Below are 15,570 nucleotides of genomic sequence, written 5' to 3'. Positions count from 1 at the left end.
CTACTCGAGACGCTTGATGATATGCCAGCCGTACTTGCTTGCATCAGGGTCGTAGACGGCCAGTCCGAAACCGCCGACCGGAAGCCCGAAACTTACGTCCCCGAAAGACTTGACCATGCGCGAGCGGGAGTATTCCTCGACCGAAGGATCGGGTTCGATGTCGAAATTGGTCATGGCGTAGATTCCGGGATGTTGATCGTCGGTGTATTCGCGGACGAGCGCATCGAAATCCTCCCCAGCCCGGGCGCGTTCAAAAAGCTCCAAAGCGAGTTGTTCCGCTTCCTCTCGGGTTCGAACGATCGTTTTGTCGGGAATGGTGCCTTCGAAAGCGATCAGAAGATGCTGGACGAGCACGCGGTCCGGCTGGACCAGGATTTCGGGTTTATCTTCCGCACTTACGGCGGGTTCCGGGCCCCGTTCCGGGGGACGACATTGTGCGGCCGTCAAAACCAGGACACAGACTGCGGCGGCCAGAACGGCATGTTTCATGATTCCCCTCCTTGAAGATGGATCATGCGGATGTCGTTTCCGCACCATTTTAGAAATTTCATGACGTCGTCAAAGGCGACTTCGACGGTCGCCGTGTTGACATTGGGATGGAACGCAAGAACCGGATGATCCTTGAGGCGGGCGTCCAGGACGACGCGGACCTCCCGGGCTCCGGGATGAAGAAGTCCGAAAGGAGAGACCGATCCCGCTTCGACTCCGAGGAAGCGGCGCAGGCGCTCGGCTGACGCGAAACCCAGGCGGTCCTCATCGAGACGGCAGGTCAGCATTTTGAGTTCGACGCGCGTGTCGATAAGGGCGATCACCAGATAATGCCTGTCGCCTTTGTTGTTTCTCAGAAACAGGTTCTTGCAGTGACCGGCAGGGATATCCCGCCAGTGTTCCCGGGCCTGTTCGACGGTGAATACGGGAGGATGCTCGTGAACAACGGTGCGGATGCCCAGACCGTCCAGGACTTCAAGAGCCTTGCGCTTCCGGGTTTCGGGATTCAAAATCGCGTCCGGCAGATCGTTTTCGGTCATGGACGTCTCTTCCCTTCGAAAACGATCTCGGCCGGAACGGCGTTGCGATCCACAAAAACATCCTATGATCAATACCGGACCCTGTCAAGGCGGAGCCGGCGTTTCCATCCCGCATTCCGGCACAAAAAAAATCCGGTCCCTTCGCTCACCGCAAGGCGCGCGAAGGGACCGGTCTTGATTGCGATGTCCGGATTAGAACCGGTAGCCGAGGCCCACGGAAAAGGCCGTGGTCGTTCTCGAATAGGTTTCAGGGTAAGGGATGCCCTGGGTGATCCAGTTTCGGGTGACATTCTGGTAAGAGACGAAGATCACGCCGAGATCGATATCCAGCCGGTCGGTGGCCCGGATGCGCCCGCCGAAGCCGAACGTATCGCTGGACAGTTCGTGGCTCATGTCGGACTGATAGAGCTCGTTAAGTCCTAATTGAGTCCTCAGGTATCCCACGCTCAGGGTCAACATCGGGCTGATGTCATATTCCGTCCCCAGGGACAGCTCATAGGTGTTGGTATCGACCAGGGCTTCCGCTCCTCCCCAATCGGCATCTTTGTCGAAGAAGTAATTGAGGGACAGCAGGGCACGCCATTGAGGGGTTACGGCGTATTGAGCCCCCGCCGACAGGATGGCCGGGATGTCGTTGCGGAAGATCAGGCCGTCCGGGAACATTCCGGTATCGTCCTTCGCGGTCTTGTTCTGAAGTTCGAGCGCCGTTTTAAATTCGTACTTGAGACTGATGTTCAAGCCTTCGGCCGGAGTGAGGTTCACGCTCACAATGGGAGTGATGGCTGAACCTGTCTGCTCCGCATCCACCGACATGTCGCTGACGGCGGCCGCGAGATCGGGACGTCCGATCGCGGTGAAGAACCCCGGAGCGGAGATCATCTGGGCCGTGGGATTGCCTGCGAAGAGAGGGTTGATCATGACGTTGTTGATATGGCCGAGATAGGTATTTTTGGCCTGGATCAAGCGGGCCCCGACCGCAACAGCCACCGTGTCGTTCACGGCATAAGAGAGATTCCCTTGGAATCCCAGAAATATCGATTGGCCTTCGAGTGCGATGTCCGCGGAATATTGGGTCGTCCGAAGCCCCATTCCGGTCAGCATGACGGGGAGGAGGGAAATCGGGATTTCGAAGGACGGCAACCCGCGGGTGAAGTCGGCGGTTCCGCCGCCGCCGTTGGGCCCGAATCCGAACGACAGCGCCATGCGGTCTTTCTTATAAACCGCATACGCGTTCGGAAAGATCGGGATATTGACCTTCCCGACATACATGGCATCGTTGAGGAACGGGAATTGGCTGTTGATCTTTTTATCCTGGAAGATCGTCTGGTTGTGAATCGCCAGATGGAAGCCGTCGCTCAGCTTGACCAGTCCCGCCGGATTGTAATAGACGGCGTCGATGTCCATCGACGGGTTGCGGGACAGCATGCGGATGTAGATGGCACTCTGATTCGAATTGGTGACCACCCCGGCCGACAGGGCCGAGACTCCGCAGACGAAAAGAACCGACCAAACCATCCATCGTTTCATGTTTGACTCTCCTTGTTGATTTCTCAAGATGTCTTTTCCGCTGATTATGGGGCCAATTATGCACATATTCGCATATGTTTCAAGTGTTTTTTTTGAGGGGGTTGTCTCGCCGCTCTCGATGACTTAAATTAGGAGTCTCGAAAGGAGCGCCGCCATGGACGAAAAGCCCCAAGTCAGGAAACTCATCGAAATCCACCCGAAAATCCGAGCCCGTTTTCCCGCCCTGGAAGCCGATTCTCTGGGCCGCCGCCGAATCTATCTCAACACCGGCGCCGGAAGCCACATGGTCGACACGGCCGCCGAAGCCATGCGATCCGTTTCCCGGACCTTGAGTCCCATGCCCGGCGCCAACAGTCCGGGCGAATCGGCCACGGCCCAATTTCAGGAGAACGTCCGGGCTCTGGTCGCCGATTTTCTCGGCGCTTCCGATCCGACGGGAATCAGCTTCCATTTTTCGGCCACGAACGCCTTTTTCAACCTGGCTTACGGCCTCCGCGGCCGTTTCCATACCGGCGGGAACATCGTCGTCACCGATCTCGACCACATGTCCAACATCTCTCCCTGGGAGGCTGTCGGGGGGAAGCTCTGCGGATGCGAAATCCGCCGGGCCCGCGTCACGGAGGACGGCCGGCTCGATATCGATCATCTCCTCTCGCTTATCGATGACCACACCGTCCTCGCGGCCTCAACCATGGCTTCAAACGGATTCGGCACCGTGGTCCCCCTGCGTGAACTTTGCCAGGACATCAAGGCCAAAAATCCCGAATGCCTGCTCTGCATCGACGCCGTGCACCACGCTCTTCACGGTCCCATCGACGTCTCGGACATCGGCTGTGATTTCCTGGCCTTTTCGGGATACAAGGTTTTCGGCCCCATGCTGGGGGTTCTTTGGGGAAAACCTGAGGTTCTCGAAACCTGCGACTTCTACCGTGTCGAAACAAATAAAGCCGGGCTTCCCCGCAATCTGGAACAGGGCATGCTTCCCAACGCCCAACTGGCTGCTCTCGAAGCCGCCCTCTCCTATTTTCTCTGGATTGCCGATGAGATGGGAGCCGGGCCGGAAACCGCCGCAAACCGCAGTCTCCGGTTCCGCACGGCCATGGAGGCCATTGCCGAATATGAGCAGGACATCAGCCGGGCCGTTTTGGACGGCTTCAGCCGGCACGATCCGTCCTTCTTCAAAGCTTGGGGGATCCTGGATCCGGAAAAAGTCCCCGAACGCGATCCCACGTTCGCCTTCGCCGTAGCCGCCCAGGAGTCGTCGGAGACCAAAAAACGGTTTTGGAGGAACCGATCCATGCAGATCGGCGACGGCAACCATTACTCGGCCGCCGTTTTCCGCCATCTCGCCCGTGAAGGCGTCTGCCGGGCGAGTTTCGCGCATTACGACTCGATCCGGACGGCCCGGGTCTTTTTGGAAGCTCTTGAAGAAATCCTTAACGAAGCATGAAAGCGACGGAGATTGACATTTCCACCAAAAGCCAAGACAATGAGCACTCCATGCTCGGGAAAGGATTCTCATGAAACTCCTGATGCTCGTCCTTGCGGTGTGTCTCCCGATCCCGGCTTCCGTTCCGCCGGACAATCCCCGCGTTCTCATGCACACCGAAGCCGGGGACATCGTCATCGAAATTGACGCCGAAGCGGCCCCGGTCACGGCCGCCAATTTTCTCCGCTATGTCGATGCCGGGCTTTATGACGGCACGGTGTTTCACCGCACCGTGACGGCAGCCAATCAACCGAACGACGCGGTGCGAATCGAGGTCCTCCAGGGCGGCATGGTCTCCCGGGAGTCGTCCTTTCCCCCGATCGAACATGAAACCACGGAACAGACCGGACTCCGCCATTGCGACGGAGCCGTCTCCATGGCCCGGTTGACTCCGGGGACGGCGGCTTCGAGTTTCTTTATCTGCGTCGGCGAACAGCCGGAGCTCGATTTCGGAGGACGGCGCAACGGCGACGGACAGGGCTTTGCCGCCTTCGGCCGCGTCATCGAAGGGATGGAGATCGTTCGGACCATTCATGCCGCTCCGGCGGATGGGCAGCGGCTCCTCCCTCCTGTGAGGATTTTGTCCATCGCCAGGATTTGAGAATAACAACTTACAAAATCATAAACGGAGGTTATCATGTCCCATCGCCCGAGGAGAACAGCCGTTGCTCTTGCGGCCTTTTTGGTCCTGTCCTTCCTGACGGCCGCTGCGGCCATCGGCGACGAAACACCGGTCCGAGGCAAGGCCCTCTATGACAAATTGCGCGCGGAGGCCCGGGATCTTGTCAAATCCGAAGGCGTATCCCGGGTCAACTGGGTTCCGGGAAGCCCGGCGTATTTCCTGGCCGAAAACAAATCCTTCGTCCGGGTCGACGCCGAAACCGGGGAAAAAACGCCCCTGTTCGATGAACAAAAAATCGCCGAAACGTTTACCAAGCTGACCGGCCGGGAAACCCAGGCCCTCCCCTTCCAGCGATTCGTCTATCTTCCGGGAGGCCGGACCATCCAGTTTGACGCTCTGAACAAAGCGTTTGTCTATGAAATCGAAACCGGCCTCATGTGGTCCTATGAACCCGAACGCCCCATCACCGGAGTCCGCGGCCGCCGATATACCGAGGAGTTTTCGCCCGATCTTCAATACCGCGCCTACACTCGCGACTTTGACCTCTATGTCAAGAACCGTGACGGCAAAGAGATCCGTCTCACTCACGACGGAAACGACAACCTGCGCAACGGCTTCCCCGATTGGGTCTATCCCGAAGAACTCAGCCAGTACGACGCATTCTGGTGGTCGCCCGATTCGAAGAAAATCGCCTATATGCAGTTCGATCAGAGTCCCGTCGGAAGATATCCTTTGGTTTATGACGTCACGCCCATGCCCCGCCTGGAGCTTCTCGCCTATCCCAAGGCCGGGACCAACAATCCCATCATCCGCTTTTTCATCGTCGATGTCGCAACAGGCAAGACCGTTCAGGTGGACACAGGGCTGGAAACCAACGTCTATCTCTATCGCGGCCAATGGTGGCCCGACGGACGGGAGTTCGTCTATCGCCGCCTCAACCGTATGCAGAATGAGGTCGAGATTTTCGCCGCCGATCCCGAGACGGGAAAATCGCGCCTGATATTCAAGGACGAAGACTCCTGTTACATCGACGAAAACCTGCCCCTCATTCTGCTCGAAGACAACAAACACGCGATTTGGGCGTCGGAACGGACGGGGTTCAAGGAATTGTTCCTCTACGACCGGTCCGGCAAACTCATCCGCCAGTTGACGAACGCCCGCCTGCCCGTGGGATCCATTCTGGGCGTCGACGAGGCGAGCGGATGGATCTACTTCTCCGGTTCGCAGAACCGGGGACTCGAATCTCACGGCTTCAAGGTCCGGCTGGACGGCAAAGGCTTCGAACGGATCACCCGGGACGCAGGCATGCACGGCCTGAGCTTTTCTCCGGATTTCCGCTATTACGTCAACACCTTCAGCTCCTTCGACGAGCCGGGCCGGACGTTGCTCTTTTCGGCCGACGGAAAGCAAATCCGTGAAATCGGCCGATCCACGGCCACGGCCGAACTCGAGGCCTTGAAACTCGTGAAACCCGAACCGTTCACTTTCAAATCCGCCGACGGCAAGCACGACCTCGACGGCATCCTTTACAAGCCGGCCCACTTCGACCCCGCGGCCTCTTACCCCCTGATCCTATCCGTCTACGGCGGTCCGGGCGCCAAGCGGATTTATAACCGATACAACCTCGCTGACGGCAATCAGGCCTTGGCCCAGCTCGGCTTCATCGTGGCCTCCGTCGACCACCGGGGCGTCTCCGGGCGCGGAAAAACATTCCAGAACCTGATGTACCTCAACCTGGGAGAAATCGAAGTCGCCGACCACGCAGCGGCCGTCAAACATCTCGGTACGCTCCCCTATGTCGATGCCGGGCGCGTCGGCATCTTCGGCCACTCCTACGGCGGCTACCTGACCTGCATGGCGCTTCTCAAGGAACCCGACGTTTTCCACGTCGGTGTCGCGGGCGCTCCGGTCACCTGCTGGAGAAATTACGACACGATCTATACCGAACGCTACATGCGCCGCCCCCAGGACAATCCTGATGGCTACGAAAAGGGATCGGCCATGACTTATGCCAAGAACCTGAAGGGCCGGCTCTTTCTCCACCACGGGGCCGTCGACGACAACGTCCACCCCGGAAACAGCGTCCAGCTTCTTCACGCTCTTCTCGATGCTGGAAAGCGCGTCGACTTCATGCTTTATCCGGAACAGCAGCACGGCATCCGGTATTCCCAGTATGCCGACTCCCGGGTCGAGTACTTCATCGAACATCTCAAACCGGAAATCCGCTGAATCTCAAGGAGCATTTCCATGGCTAAATTCGAAGGCGTCAAATGGGCGCCCCACCAGATGCGCTATCTCCTGACAGGCCGGGAATTCGACATCCTGGAACCCGATGCCCGTGTTTTCGCCGTCTCGAAGTCCGTCCACTACGGCGCATTTCTCTGCTTCGAAGGCATCCGTTTCTTCAGCCGGAAAACCTCCTCCGGCACACTGGAAATCGTTTTCCTCAACTGGGACAAGAACCTGGAGCGGTTCCGCCGGGGCATTTCCTATAATCTCAGCCGCGACCAGCAGGACCTCGTGCCGACCCTGGATGACCTGGAAAGCCTCATTGTCCGCCAGTATCTGGGGGATCCCTCCATGAGGGAATTTCTGGAAGAAATGGCCGGTTTCGAAGCCCAGGGCTATCTCCGTCCCTTCACCATCGACGAAGAGCAATCGATGGGCGTCACCTTCCCCAATCGGCCGGCCATCCGCGCCGCGGCCTGCCGCTATGAAAACTATCTGGGAGAGCCGTTCTCCGGAGCCGTCATCCCCGACATGGTTCGGGCGCTCGGCATCAACGGCACGGGATGCCTGAAACTCGGTATCAATTACCTCATGAGCGTCAAGGCCGTCGACGCCGCCCAAGATATCGATCCCGAGGCCGCGTCGGCTCTGTTCCTCGACGACAGGCCCGATGACCCCATCGAAAGGCGCCATATCACGGAATGGGATTCCTCCTGCTGCCTGTTCGGATTCCGGGACGGCACGATCGTCAAAATCCCCGAGCACAACCTGATCCTGCCCTCCGTGACCATTCAGGGCATGACGGCGATCCTGAAGAGCCATGATGTTCCCGTCGTCGAGCGGCATATTCTCTATGGAGAACTCGTGGAAAAGACGCACTCGAAAGAGTTGGTGGTCACCGCCAGCATCGGCACGGCGGGCGTCATGAATCGCTGCCATAAGCTGACTCTCACCGACCGCGACAAAAACATTGTTGCCGTCCATGAACCCGACACCGGACATCCGCTGTGGACGAAGCTGGCCGAGGCCAAGGCGGCCTACCTGGACATCTACAAGGACAAGGCGCCGCTTCCGCCGGGCATGAAACTCTGCCGCTACACCCTTTGATGAAGAGTTGAGCCGGGGCTGTGCGTCCTAACGCCAAATTAATGCACAGTTCCGGTGATTAGCTCGGCTCTTCACGAGTCGAGGCGGCTGCAGATGCAAGGCGCGGAGGGTGAAGCTGTACTCCCGGTACTGCGAACCCTTCGCAACGCAGCGGATGTGGCCGGATCGGCTCGCCCGCAGGGTCAAAATGCCGAATAAGAAAAGAGTTCAAAAACTCGGCATTTTGATGAAGATCTGAGCTAGAAGCCGCGGGCGAATTGTGCCCAGAACCTATCCCCCAACTCCCAGTATTTCTGAATCGCCGCCCGGGCGAAGTCGTTCGTGTACTTGGTCAGATATTCCTCGACGGTGAACGGTTCCTGGTCGGGCGTCTTGCTGTTCATGATGTCCAGAACTTTCTTTTCGATGAGCGGAAGATCGGCGAAGGCCTTGTCCTCGAACTCCTTGATGGTGTCCTCGATGACCTTGCGCGTGTCTCCCCACCGGACGGTCGAGAGACGCGCCGCCCGCCGGAAGGCCCAGGCCGCCGAATCCGTCCGGAAACGGTGCTGGGCGCAGACTTCGAAGCTCGGCGGAAGTTCCGTCACCCCGGCGAAAATCGGAATCCGGGCGCTCTGGGCCGGGTTGTCGAAAGCAAACCAGCAGATCGTGCCCACGGACGGAGGCAGCCAGCTCCGGCCCTGAAGGACGGTGGCATAGGCACAGGCGGAGATGGCGATCGTTCGTTGAGGCTCGACGGCGCCGGGTTTGAGGGCGTTGAACAGTGCCATGAGGTCGCGGGACATCCAGGGGTTGGCCAAGGGACTCTTGACCATTTCCGGAGCGGGAGCGTCATCGGCGGGTTGGCTGCCCGGCCGGACGGGGCGGGGCGGAACCTTGAGGTTTTGGGTCATGTCATAGGCCGTACCCTCGTACGTTTCCCGATAAAGAGCCAGAACGTCGCGGACGGACAGCTTCTTTTCCGGCTTGACCGAAAACGGCAGCTCCTCGGCATCCATGCTGAGATTCAGGGACGGCGCCAGCGTGCTCAGAATGAAGAAATCCCGGATGGCGAAGGGTTTGCGGCCGCTGTAGGCCTTCCAGAACTTGAACGGCTCGCCGCTCTGCGGATCCCACCAGCCCATTTCCTCGGCCACGGAAAAGACATTGTCCGAGGCCATATAGCGGTCGGGATTTTTAAGATCGATTTCGCTGATCCGGGGTATGTTGGCCGAAACGCCCACGTGGTCGTCCGGAATGCGGACGGCGGCCCATACGGCTCCCTTTTCGAAGGGGCCCGCCCCGAAGATTTCGAAATGCCAGACTTCACGCGAATCGGCAAAGGTCAGACATTCTCCGTTGTCGCCGTAGCCGTATTCCTTGACAAGCTTGCCGGCCAGTTCGATGGCCTCGCGGGCTGTCTTGCATCTCTCGAGGACGATCCTTTGGATTTCCTCGATCATGAACAGGCCTTCGGAATTGTAAAGTTCGCGCCGCCCTCCGATCGTGGTTTCTCCGATCATCAGGCCGTGTTCGTTCATGCCGGGATAGGCGACATTGAGATAGGCAAAGGTCTCGGGCACCTGGGGAATGGATCCCAGCTCGACGATGCCCCGAAGATCGGCGGCGGTTTCCGTGTGCATTTTGCCTCTGTATACCTTGTTCACGGCGTTTTCCGGCCACTTCGCCCTGGGGACGATGTTCAGCCACATCCTGTAGTTTCCGTCGCAGGTGTGGCACGTGATGACCGAACCATCCGTCGTGGCCAGGCGGCCGACCTGGATGCTTGTGCATCCCCAGCCGCACTCCTCGATACAATCCGGATCGGCCGGCGGCACAGCCGTTGTCGGCCCGGATGCAAGAAACAGGACTGCGATGAAAAGCCCGGCCGCACCTATCCAGCGGGCCGCCGGTGACTTGAGAATGTTTCTGGTCATGGGAATCGTCCTCCTTTGTTTTTCAGCATTTATTATTTCGAAGCCGGTCATGCCTGTCAACGGATATTTCCCGATGACATGGCGTCGCGGACCATGTTGTCATGCTTTTGAAGATTGTTAAAGATGATTTCTCCGGAGTCCTGCGGTCCGCCGGCCAGGGCCCGCATCTCGGCGCCGAAATCGAAATGACGGCAGCGCCTCCCGGCATGTCCCCGGGTCTCGAGTTCCCGTCCCAAAGGGGTTTTGCCGGATCCCGTCGGGCCGAGAATCAGGACGGCCGGGAAAAGCTTTTCCATCAGCTCGGTCCATGCATTCCGGTGTGGAGGCCGATGAAAAAATGGCGGGCGTTGACGCCGAGGTTCCGGTGGTTATAGCCCCCTTCCTGAACGACCAGCGTGGGCAGCTTGAGCATGCCGATCCGGCGACCGTTTTCCTCAAAATCTTTCGATCCGAGCATCCAGGTTCCCGTCGGGTCTCCCTTGGCGGTGTCGAGGCCCAGAGCGACGATGAGGTAGGACGGCTTGAATCTCCGGATTTTTCTCAAGGCGATGTCCAGGGCTTTTCGGTATCGCCGTCCCCCGACTTCCTCGGGCAGAGGCAAATTCAAGTTGTATCCCCGGCCTCCTCCCTGCCCGCGTTCGTTTTCGAACCCGTTGAAATAGGGATAGGCAAAGCGAGGGTTTCCGTGGATGGAAACCGTCAACACGCTCTTGCGACGGTAGAAGATCTCCTGCTGGCCGTTTCCATGATGATAGTCGAGATCGAGGATGGCGACGGAACCCGACGGTCTCAGGAATTCCGCGGCGACGGCGGCCGAATTGAAATAACAGAACCCTCCAAAGGCGCCGCGTTCGGCGTGATGTCCGGGAGGACGGACGAGCGCATAAACCAGAAGATCGCCCTCCCAAAGTCTTCGGGCCCCGGTGAGGGCACAATCGACGGCCTCGCGAGCGGCCAGATAGGCGTTGCCGTTCAAAGGTGTGAAGGTGTCGATGCAATAGTAGCCGGCCCTGACGGCCGTCTCCCGCGGCGGCCTGGCGGCATTCCGGATGGGAAAAACATAGGGATAGATGGATTCCCCGGGTTCGAGAAGCCGGCAGGCTTTCTTGAAATAGGAGACATATTTGCGATCGTGAACCTTGAGGATATGGCTTTCGGAAAAACGCCGGGCCGGAATCCTTCGGAAAAGGTTCAGCGGCTCGATCTCCTTGAGAATGGTCCGAACCCTGACGGGCGATTCGACATAGCCTCTTTCCCGAACGTGGTGAATGGCGTGTTTGTTCCCCGCAACGAGCAGGATTTTGGTGTCCTCGGCGACAACGGCCTCCGGTTTCCGATCGGAAACGGGAATCCGGACATATTGGAGTTTTCTCAAGCGGACGGGATCCTCCCGAAAAGAGGCCACGACCCGGTCGATGTAATCCTTGGGGCAATACTTGCGGTATTTTCTGTACAAAATCGCCCGCACGATCCGCTTCGCGGCGGAACGTCGCAGGGGCTTGTCCCGGCCCAATCCGTCAAATACAAGATAGGGGGGATTGTCGCCGCCCGGTTTCACAGGCGTTTCATAATCGGTGCCGGCGATCGGTCGGGCGCCGAACCTTTCATAGAAACTCAACCGTGCAGCATTCTCCTTGCGAATCTCGGGGTCCCGGCTGAGTTCGGGATCGTCGGGAAGGCATTCGAAAAAAATGCCGACGGATTTCAGGGCCAGAGCTTCGTCACGGACTCTTCCGTAGAGACAGCCTCCGATCCCCCGCCCCGTCAGTCCTTTGGCGGCGGAAAGAAAATCCAGATAGCAGAACTTGAGGGCCTGGTCGTGAAGTAGAAGGGCAAAACCCAGCACGTCGCCCTTGAGATTGTCGGCGACGAAAAGGATGGCCCGAAAGCGATGTTTCAAAGGGTTGAGCAACATGTCGGGAAGTTTGTCGATATCCTTCTGCGGGATCAGGTGGAACTGTTCCTTCAGGATGGCCTGAACCTGTCGGATTTCTTCCCGGTCGATGGTCCGGACGTTATCGAAGATCCTGCGGATTCTGAACACGGCGGCTCTCTTTCAGATTCAATCCCCGCTGAAGATGAATTCCAGGACCCGGGTCATCCGCCTGCCGTTCTCCTCGACGAAAACCTCAAAGAGCTCGGCATCATAAACGAGTTTTCGGATGAGGATGTTTTCTCGTCCTTCAAACAGGAAAACATCCCAGAGTTCCCGTTCGTACTCATCCATCGGCGGCCGGGCGACGATCGTTTCGATCTTCGGACCCGTCAGTCTCCTGTCATCGATATGAACAAATCCCTGGAAAAAAGTCCGGGGCAGTTTGAGATCGGCTGCAACCAGCGAGGCCGAATCCTTTTCCAGCCGTTCATAGCGGAAAAAGAGAAAATCCCTATGCGGTGTTCGAACGAGCGAGTCGAGAATGAGATCGGAGACCCAAACGGAGGGATCCGAGGCCAGGTGGAGGCCCAGAAGATTCCGATAGTGCCGGGCATCCGGATTGCTCTCCTGATCAAGGGGATACGCGGTCACGGCGCCTGTTTCGAAATGTCTCCTCACGATGAATAGGCCATCGCGAAGTCTCAGGGCGACACAGGCACTGTCGTCCGGACAGCGCGGAATCCAATGCTGGATATGGGCCCGGCCCAGGCTATGAAACCGGTTGACGGCCCGGGCGACGAAAACATCGTCGGGCTCAAGATAAATGCTTCGGATGTGGCGTTCGAGATATCCGGGCGAGTTCCCGGATAAGCCGGCTTCCGGGGCGGCCGGCGCCGCAATCATGATGAAGACCAGGAAGACGGCTTTTACGATTTTCATGATCTGATTTTATCACATCTTCAATATCCAAGAAGTCTCTCCCATCGAGGGAGCTCGGAGGTCTCCCCGAGTTTGCCGACTCGCCCGGGAAGTCTTCGATATCAATTATGGGGTCCGAGATGCGGTGGTTGCCGGAGCCCAATACTTTTCATACAACTTATCGGTCTGGCCCTGAAGGCGTTTCAGGCGGTCGGCGGCCGAAGCGTCTCCCGATAAATATTGAAGCATGAGACGCCCCTCCTCGAAGCAGAGTTCGTCATGCCGGGGAAAGATTTCCCGCAGAAGGAACTGGGTGAATTTCACGAACCGGAAGGGACCGTAAGCTCGAGGCAGATGCCCGGCCGGCGCTTCGACGGCTACGGATCGCAAGTCCTTGATCGCATCGATGAGATCCGGCAGTTCGGGAGATGGAGAAAAACACACGGTGTAGAAGCGGCCGAACGCATCGCTTTTCTCGACGCCGTGGGCATCGCTGATGCCGCAAACGGCGATCCGCCTGCCCTTGGCCCGTTCTTCAAGGTAGCGGGCGACCTGGAGAGCATTGACGTCCATATTGTGAAGTTCTTCCCAGCCGAACCCGCTGATGAGCTCCAGGGCATCGAACATGCCCTGTTCGAAAAAGACGTCCAGCAGCGGCTCCTCAACATTGTGACGAAGCCCGGTTATCCAATAGGGATGGCAGAGCATGCTCAGGCCGCCGCGTTCGCGGATCCGTTCCGAGGCCCAGACTGAGGCCGCGTAGTGAAAGCGATTGACACCCGGAGGGGTGGGCGGAAGAGACGTCATCAACGCCTCCACCTCACGGCGGTAGGATGTGTCGTCGTCCCGATAGATGTCCGTGATACCCGAACGGGCGCCGAAACTCAGAATATGCACGGGGTTATCCGGCGTATGGACTTCCTCGCCGGGGTAAATCCGGAAGTCGATCGGAACCCCGGAAAACGCTTCCGCCGCCTCAAGGGAGGGCGCATACCGGTGGTGATCCGTGAGGGCGGCGAAATCAAGACCGGCCCTGCGGCCTGCGGCGACAACATATCCGGGCGATTCGATGCCGTCGCTTTTGTGGCTGTGAAAATGGAAATCCCCCTTGAACGGACGAAGGCCGAACAGGTCTTCAGCCGCCGAATACACCCGGAAATCCCCGACCCGATGTTTTTTTTCGCCGCAGACGGCGTCGATGATCAGCGTGTGCTCCTGCTCCTCCTCGAACATCATCGTGATCCGAAAAACCCCGTCTTCGGGAACGAGCGGGGTCTTTGTTCTCGGGGCCTGTCCGCCCCGAAGCGGCGGAAATTCCATCGGAGCATAGGTGAGCTCATATTGGCATTCCGGATCGAACCGCACGTGGTCGAAGAGCGGGACGATGACAACTGTGGACGTCATATCGGCCGGCACGATGCGCGGCAAAACATCGAAATACCGGTTTTCAGGCCGAATCCGAACTCCGCTAGGAAGTTCCGGGGTGAAAAGCTGACCGCCCGCCGCGGAGACCCCGGCGGCAATAACGGCCGTTATGATGACGGCTGTCCGGAATTGTCTCATCGCAATCCTTTCCCACCGCACCTGCGGCTTCAAAGCGATGCGACAAGCCTAAATCACGAAATCCCGGAAGTCAATGGGGATTGCAGTCAAAATCAAGAGGGAGCGAAGTGGCGCGCCCGGCACGACTTGAACGTGCGACCTTCTGATTCGTAGTCAACAAACTAATTATCTTCTAATTGTAATGATAGCTTTCAGATACGGGCTGTCTAACGGCCTCGCTTGTCTGTCGACTGTCCACTAAAATGTCCGTCTTGAGGCGATTGGATAGTATATCCACCGCTCTGCGCTTCGATTCCCTGGTGGGATGACAATAGCGCATCGTGGTTACGACGGAAGCATGGCCCAGGACTTCCTTTACCGTCATAATGTCCGCGCCGGCCTCGACCATCCAGCTTGCCGCAGTGTGTCGGAGATCATGAACCCTGAGATGCCCTCTAATCTTAGCCAAACGTTTCGCTGTAGAAAACGGCTGTTTGATGTCCTTGATATTGCTTTTTGTTTCCGGGTTATAGAACAAAAACGGGCTGTTTTTTTCTATGGTCCGGAGCGCCTCAGCAACCTCGTTATTCATCGGGACAAGACGCCGCCGTTTGCTCTTCGAAATCTCCGGCCGGACGATGATCTCTCCTTTGGTGAAATCCAGATTGTCCCAGCGGAGGGTCAGGATCTCGTTCCGTCGCATACCGGTATTAAGTGCAATGATGAGAAACGGCTTCAGGTGTCCTGTGGCTGCTTCGATAAGTCGGCGGGCTTCATCGGGCGTCAGGATACGCATTTCCTGTTCGGGCTCCATAAACTTCCTGACGGCCTTCCCTGCAATCGGATTGACGGCGATCCGTTTCCATTCGACCGCCTTGGCCATGATCGTCTTCAGGAGCGCGATTTCACGGTTGACGCTTGCAGCCGACACACAGGACCGCCGTTGCGCTTTGTAATCCTCTACAAGCTCGGGGTCGATGGCATGAAGATACTTGTTCTTAAAATACCGCTTAAGATGCTTAAGGGAGTTTAAGTCACTCCCAACAGATGCCGGCCGCTTGTTAAGCCTTGAGTGTTTCTTGATGAAATCTTCAGCAAAAACCTCGAACAGAACGGGCGCCTGGTCGGCGTCGACATCGATGATTCCCAGGCTCATTTGTTCGAGATCTCGGAGCTTCTTGTATCCGGCCTTAATCGTTTCGCTTCTATTCAGACCTGTGATTTTCCTGTAACGCTTCTGCTTGAACCAAAGGTCATAACCATATCGGCCATCAGGGAGCTTGATGACTCGAACTTTACTTGTTCTTGCCATTGTT

Annotated in this window: 13 protein-coding genes; 4 read left to right on the top strand and 9 right to left on the bottom strand. The window is 57.8% G+C overall.

Annotation, left to right across the window (positions count from 1 at the left end; all coding sequences use genetic code 11):
• The 3 genes from SCM96_13665 to SCM96_13655 all read right to left on the bottom strand — a co-directional run bounded on the left by SCM96_13665 (position 1) and on the right by SCM96_13655 (position 2,555).
• Positions 1-489 carry a peptidylprolyl isomerase gene (locus SCM96_13665; protein MDW7761667.1) on the bottom strand — a complete coding sequence of 163 codons (489 nt, stop codon included), beginning with the start codon at positions 487-489 and terminating at the stop codon, positions 1-3.
• A complete protein-coding gene (locus SCM96_13660; protein ID MDW7761666.1) occupies positions 486-1,028 on the bottom strand; it encodes a prolyl-tRNA synthetase associated domain-containing protein in 543 nt (180 codons plus the stop codon). The genes SCM96_13665 and SCM96_13660 overlap by 4 nt, the downstream gene beginning before the upstream one ends.
• A 192-nt stretch (positions 1,029-1,220) precedes the next feature.
• The gene (locus SCM96_13655; protein MDW7761665.1) at positions 1,221-2,555 is read right to left on the bottom strand and encodes a hypothetical protein; all 1,335 of its coding nucleotides are present in this window, start codon (positions 2,553-2,555) and stop codon (positions 1,221-1,223) included.
• 154 nt (positions 2,556-2,709) lie between these two features.
• On the opposite strand from SCM96_13655, the gene SCM96_13650 reads away from it, so the two are divergent.
• From SCM96_13650 to SCM96_13635, 4 genes are all read left to right on the top strand, one after another.
• Complete coding sequence (locus SCM96_13650) at positions 2,710-4,005, top strand: aminotransferase class V-fold PLP-dependent enzyme (protein ID MDW7761664.1); 1,296 nt, start codon at positions 2,710-2,712, stop codon at positions 4,003-4,005.
• A gap of 70 nt (positions 4,006-4,075) precedes the next feature.
• Positions 4,076-4,645, top strand: coding sequence for a peptidylprolyl isomerase (locus SCM96_13645; GenBank protein ID MDW7761663.1), 570 nt, complete (start codon positions 4,076-4,078; stop codon positions 4,643-4,645).
• A 36-nt stretch (positions 4,646-4,681) separates the two neighbouring features.
• Positions 4,682-6,895, top strand: a complete 2,214-nt coding sequence (locus SCM96_13640) for a S9 family peptidase (protein ID MDW7761662.1) — start codon at positions 4,682-4,684, stop codon at positions 6,893-6,895.
• A gap of 18 nt (positions 6,896-6,913) precedes the next feature.
• The gene (locus SCM96_13635; GenBank protein MDW7761661.1) at positions 6,914-8,002 is read left to right on the top strand and encodes an aminotransferase class IV; all 1,089 of its coding nucleotides are present in this window, start codon (positions 6,914-6,916) and stop codon (positions 8,000-8,002) included.
• A gap of 239 nt (positions 8,003-8,241) precedes the next feature.
• Here SCM96_13635 and SCM96_13630 read toward each other — a convergent pair whose 3' ends face one another.
• The 6 genes from SCM96_13630 to SCM96_13605 form a co-directional block, all read right to left on the bottom strand.
• Positions 8,242-9,918, bottom strand: a complete 1,677-nt coding sequence (locus SCM96_13630; GenBank protein ID MDW7761660.1) for a C69 family dipeptidase — start codon at positions 9,916-9,918, stop codon at positions 8,242-8,244.
• 56 nt (positions 9,919-9,974) lie between these two features.
• Positions 9,975-10,214, bottom strand: coding sequence for a hypothetical protein (locus SCM96_13625; protein MDW7761659.1), 240 nt, complete (start codon positions 10,212-10,214; stop codon positions 9,975-9,977).
• Positions 10,214-11,962: a histone deacetylase family protein gene (locus tag SCM96_13620; GenBank protein MDW7761658.1), complete on the bottom strand. Its 1,749-nt coding sequence runs from the start codon at positions 11,960-11,962 to the stop codon at positions 10,214-10,216. Before SCM96_13620 ends, SCM96_13625 begins: the two co-directional genes overlap by 1 nt.
• Before the next feature lie 18 nt (positions 11,963-11,980).
• Entirely contained in the window at positions 11,981-12,733 is a 753-nt protein-coding gene (locus SCM96_13615) for a hypothetical protein (GenBank protein MDW7761657.1), read from the bottom strand.
• A gap of 105 nt (positions 12,734-12,838) precedes the next feature.
• Entirely contained in the window at positions 12,839-14,275 is a 1,437-nt protein-coding gene (locus tag SCM96_13610) for a hypothetical protein (protein ID MDW7761656.1), read from the bottom strand.
• A 172-nt stretch (positions 14,276-14,447) separates the two neighbouring features.
• Positions 14,448-15,566 (bottom strand): tyrosine-type recombinase/integrase, encoded by a 1,119-nt coding sequence (locus SCM96_13605; GenBank protein MDW7761655.1) that lies wholly within the window; start codon positions 15,564-15,566, stop codon positions 14,448-14,450.
• Between the last annotated feature and the right edge of the window lie 4 nt (positions 15,567-15,570).

Source organism: Acidobacteriota bacterium, assembly GCA_033549365.1.
Taxonomy (GTDB): Bacteria; Acidobacteriota; Aminicenantia; order Aminicenantales; family Saccharicenantaceae; genus JAWSUF01.
The sequence above is the reverse complement of the archived record's forward strand: the minus strand, read 5'-3'. Positions and strand labels throughout refer to the sequence as shown.

Excerpts from the sequence above, each read along its gene's own strand:
- SCM96_13625 (MDW7761659.1), bottom strand. The coding sequence starts at position 10,214 with ATGGAAAAGCTTTTCCCGGCCGTCCTGATTCTCGGCCCGACGGGATCC.
- SCM96_13655 (MDW7761665.1), bottom strand. The coding sequence starts at position 2,555 with ATGAAACGATGGATGGTTTGGTCGGTTCTTTTCGTCTGCGGAGTCTCG.
- SCM96_13605 (MDW7761655.1), bottom strand. The coding sequence starts at position 15,566 with ATGGCAAGAACAAGTAAAGTTCGAGTCATCAAGCTCCCTGATGGCCGA.
- SCM96_13615 (MDW7761657.1), bottom strand. The coding sequence starts at position 12,733 with ATGAAAATCGTAAAAGCCGTCTTCCTGGTCTTCATCATGATTGCGGCG.
- SCM96_13635 (MDW7761661.1), top strand. The coding sequence starts at position 6,914 with ATGGCTAAATTCGAAGGCGTCAAATGGGCGCCCCACCAGATGCGCTAT.
- SCM96_13645 (MDW7761663.1), top strand. The coding sequence starts at position 4,076 with ATGAAACTCCTGATGCTCGTCCTTGCGGTGTGTCTCCCGATCCCGGCT.
- SCM96_13660 (MDW7761666.1), bottom strand. The coding sequence starts at position 1,028 with ATGACCGAAAACGATCTGCCGGACGCGATTTTGAATCCCGAAACCCGG.
- SCM96_13610 (MDW7761656.1), bottom strand. The coding sequence starts at position 14,275 with ATGAGACAATTCCGGACAGCCGTCATCATAACGGCCGTTATTGCCGCC.
- SCM96_13640 (MDW7761662.1), top strand. The coding sequence starts at position 4,682 with ATGTCCCATCGCCCGAGGAGAACAGCCGTTGCTCTTGCGGCCTTTTTG.
- SCM96_13630 (MDW7761660.1), bottom strand. The coding sequence starts at position 9,918 with ATGACCAGAAACATTCTCAAGTCACCGGCGGCCCGCTGGATAGGTGCG.
- SCM96_13650 (MDW7761664.1), top strand. The coding sequence starts at position 2,710 with ATGGACGAAAAGCCCCAAGTCAGGAAACTCATCGAAATCCACCCGAAA.
- SCM96_13665 (MDW7761667.1), bottom strand. The coding sequence starts at position 489 with ATGAAACATGCCGTTCTGGCCGCCGCAGTCTGTGTCCTGGTTTTGACG.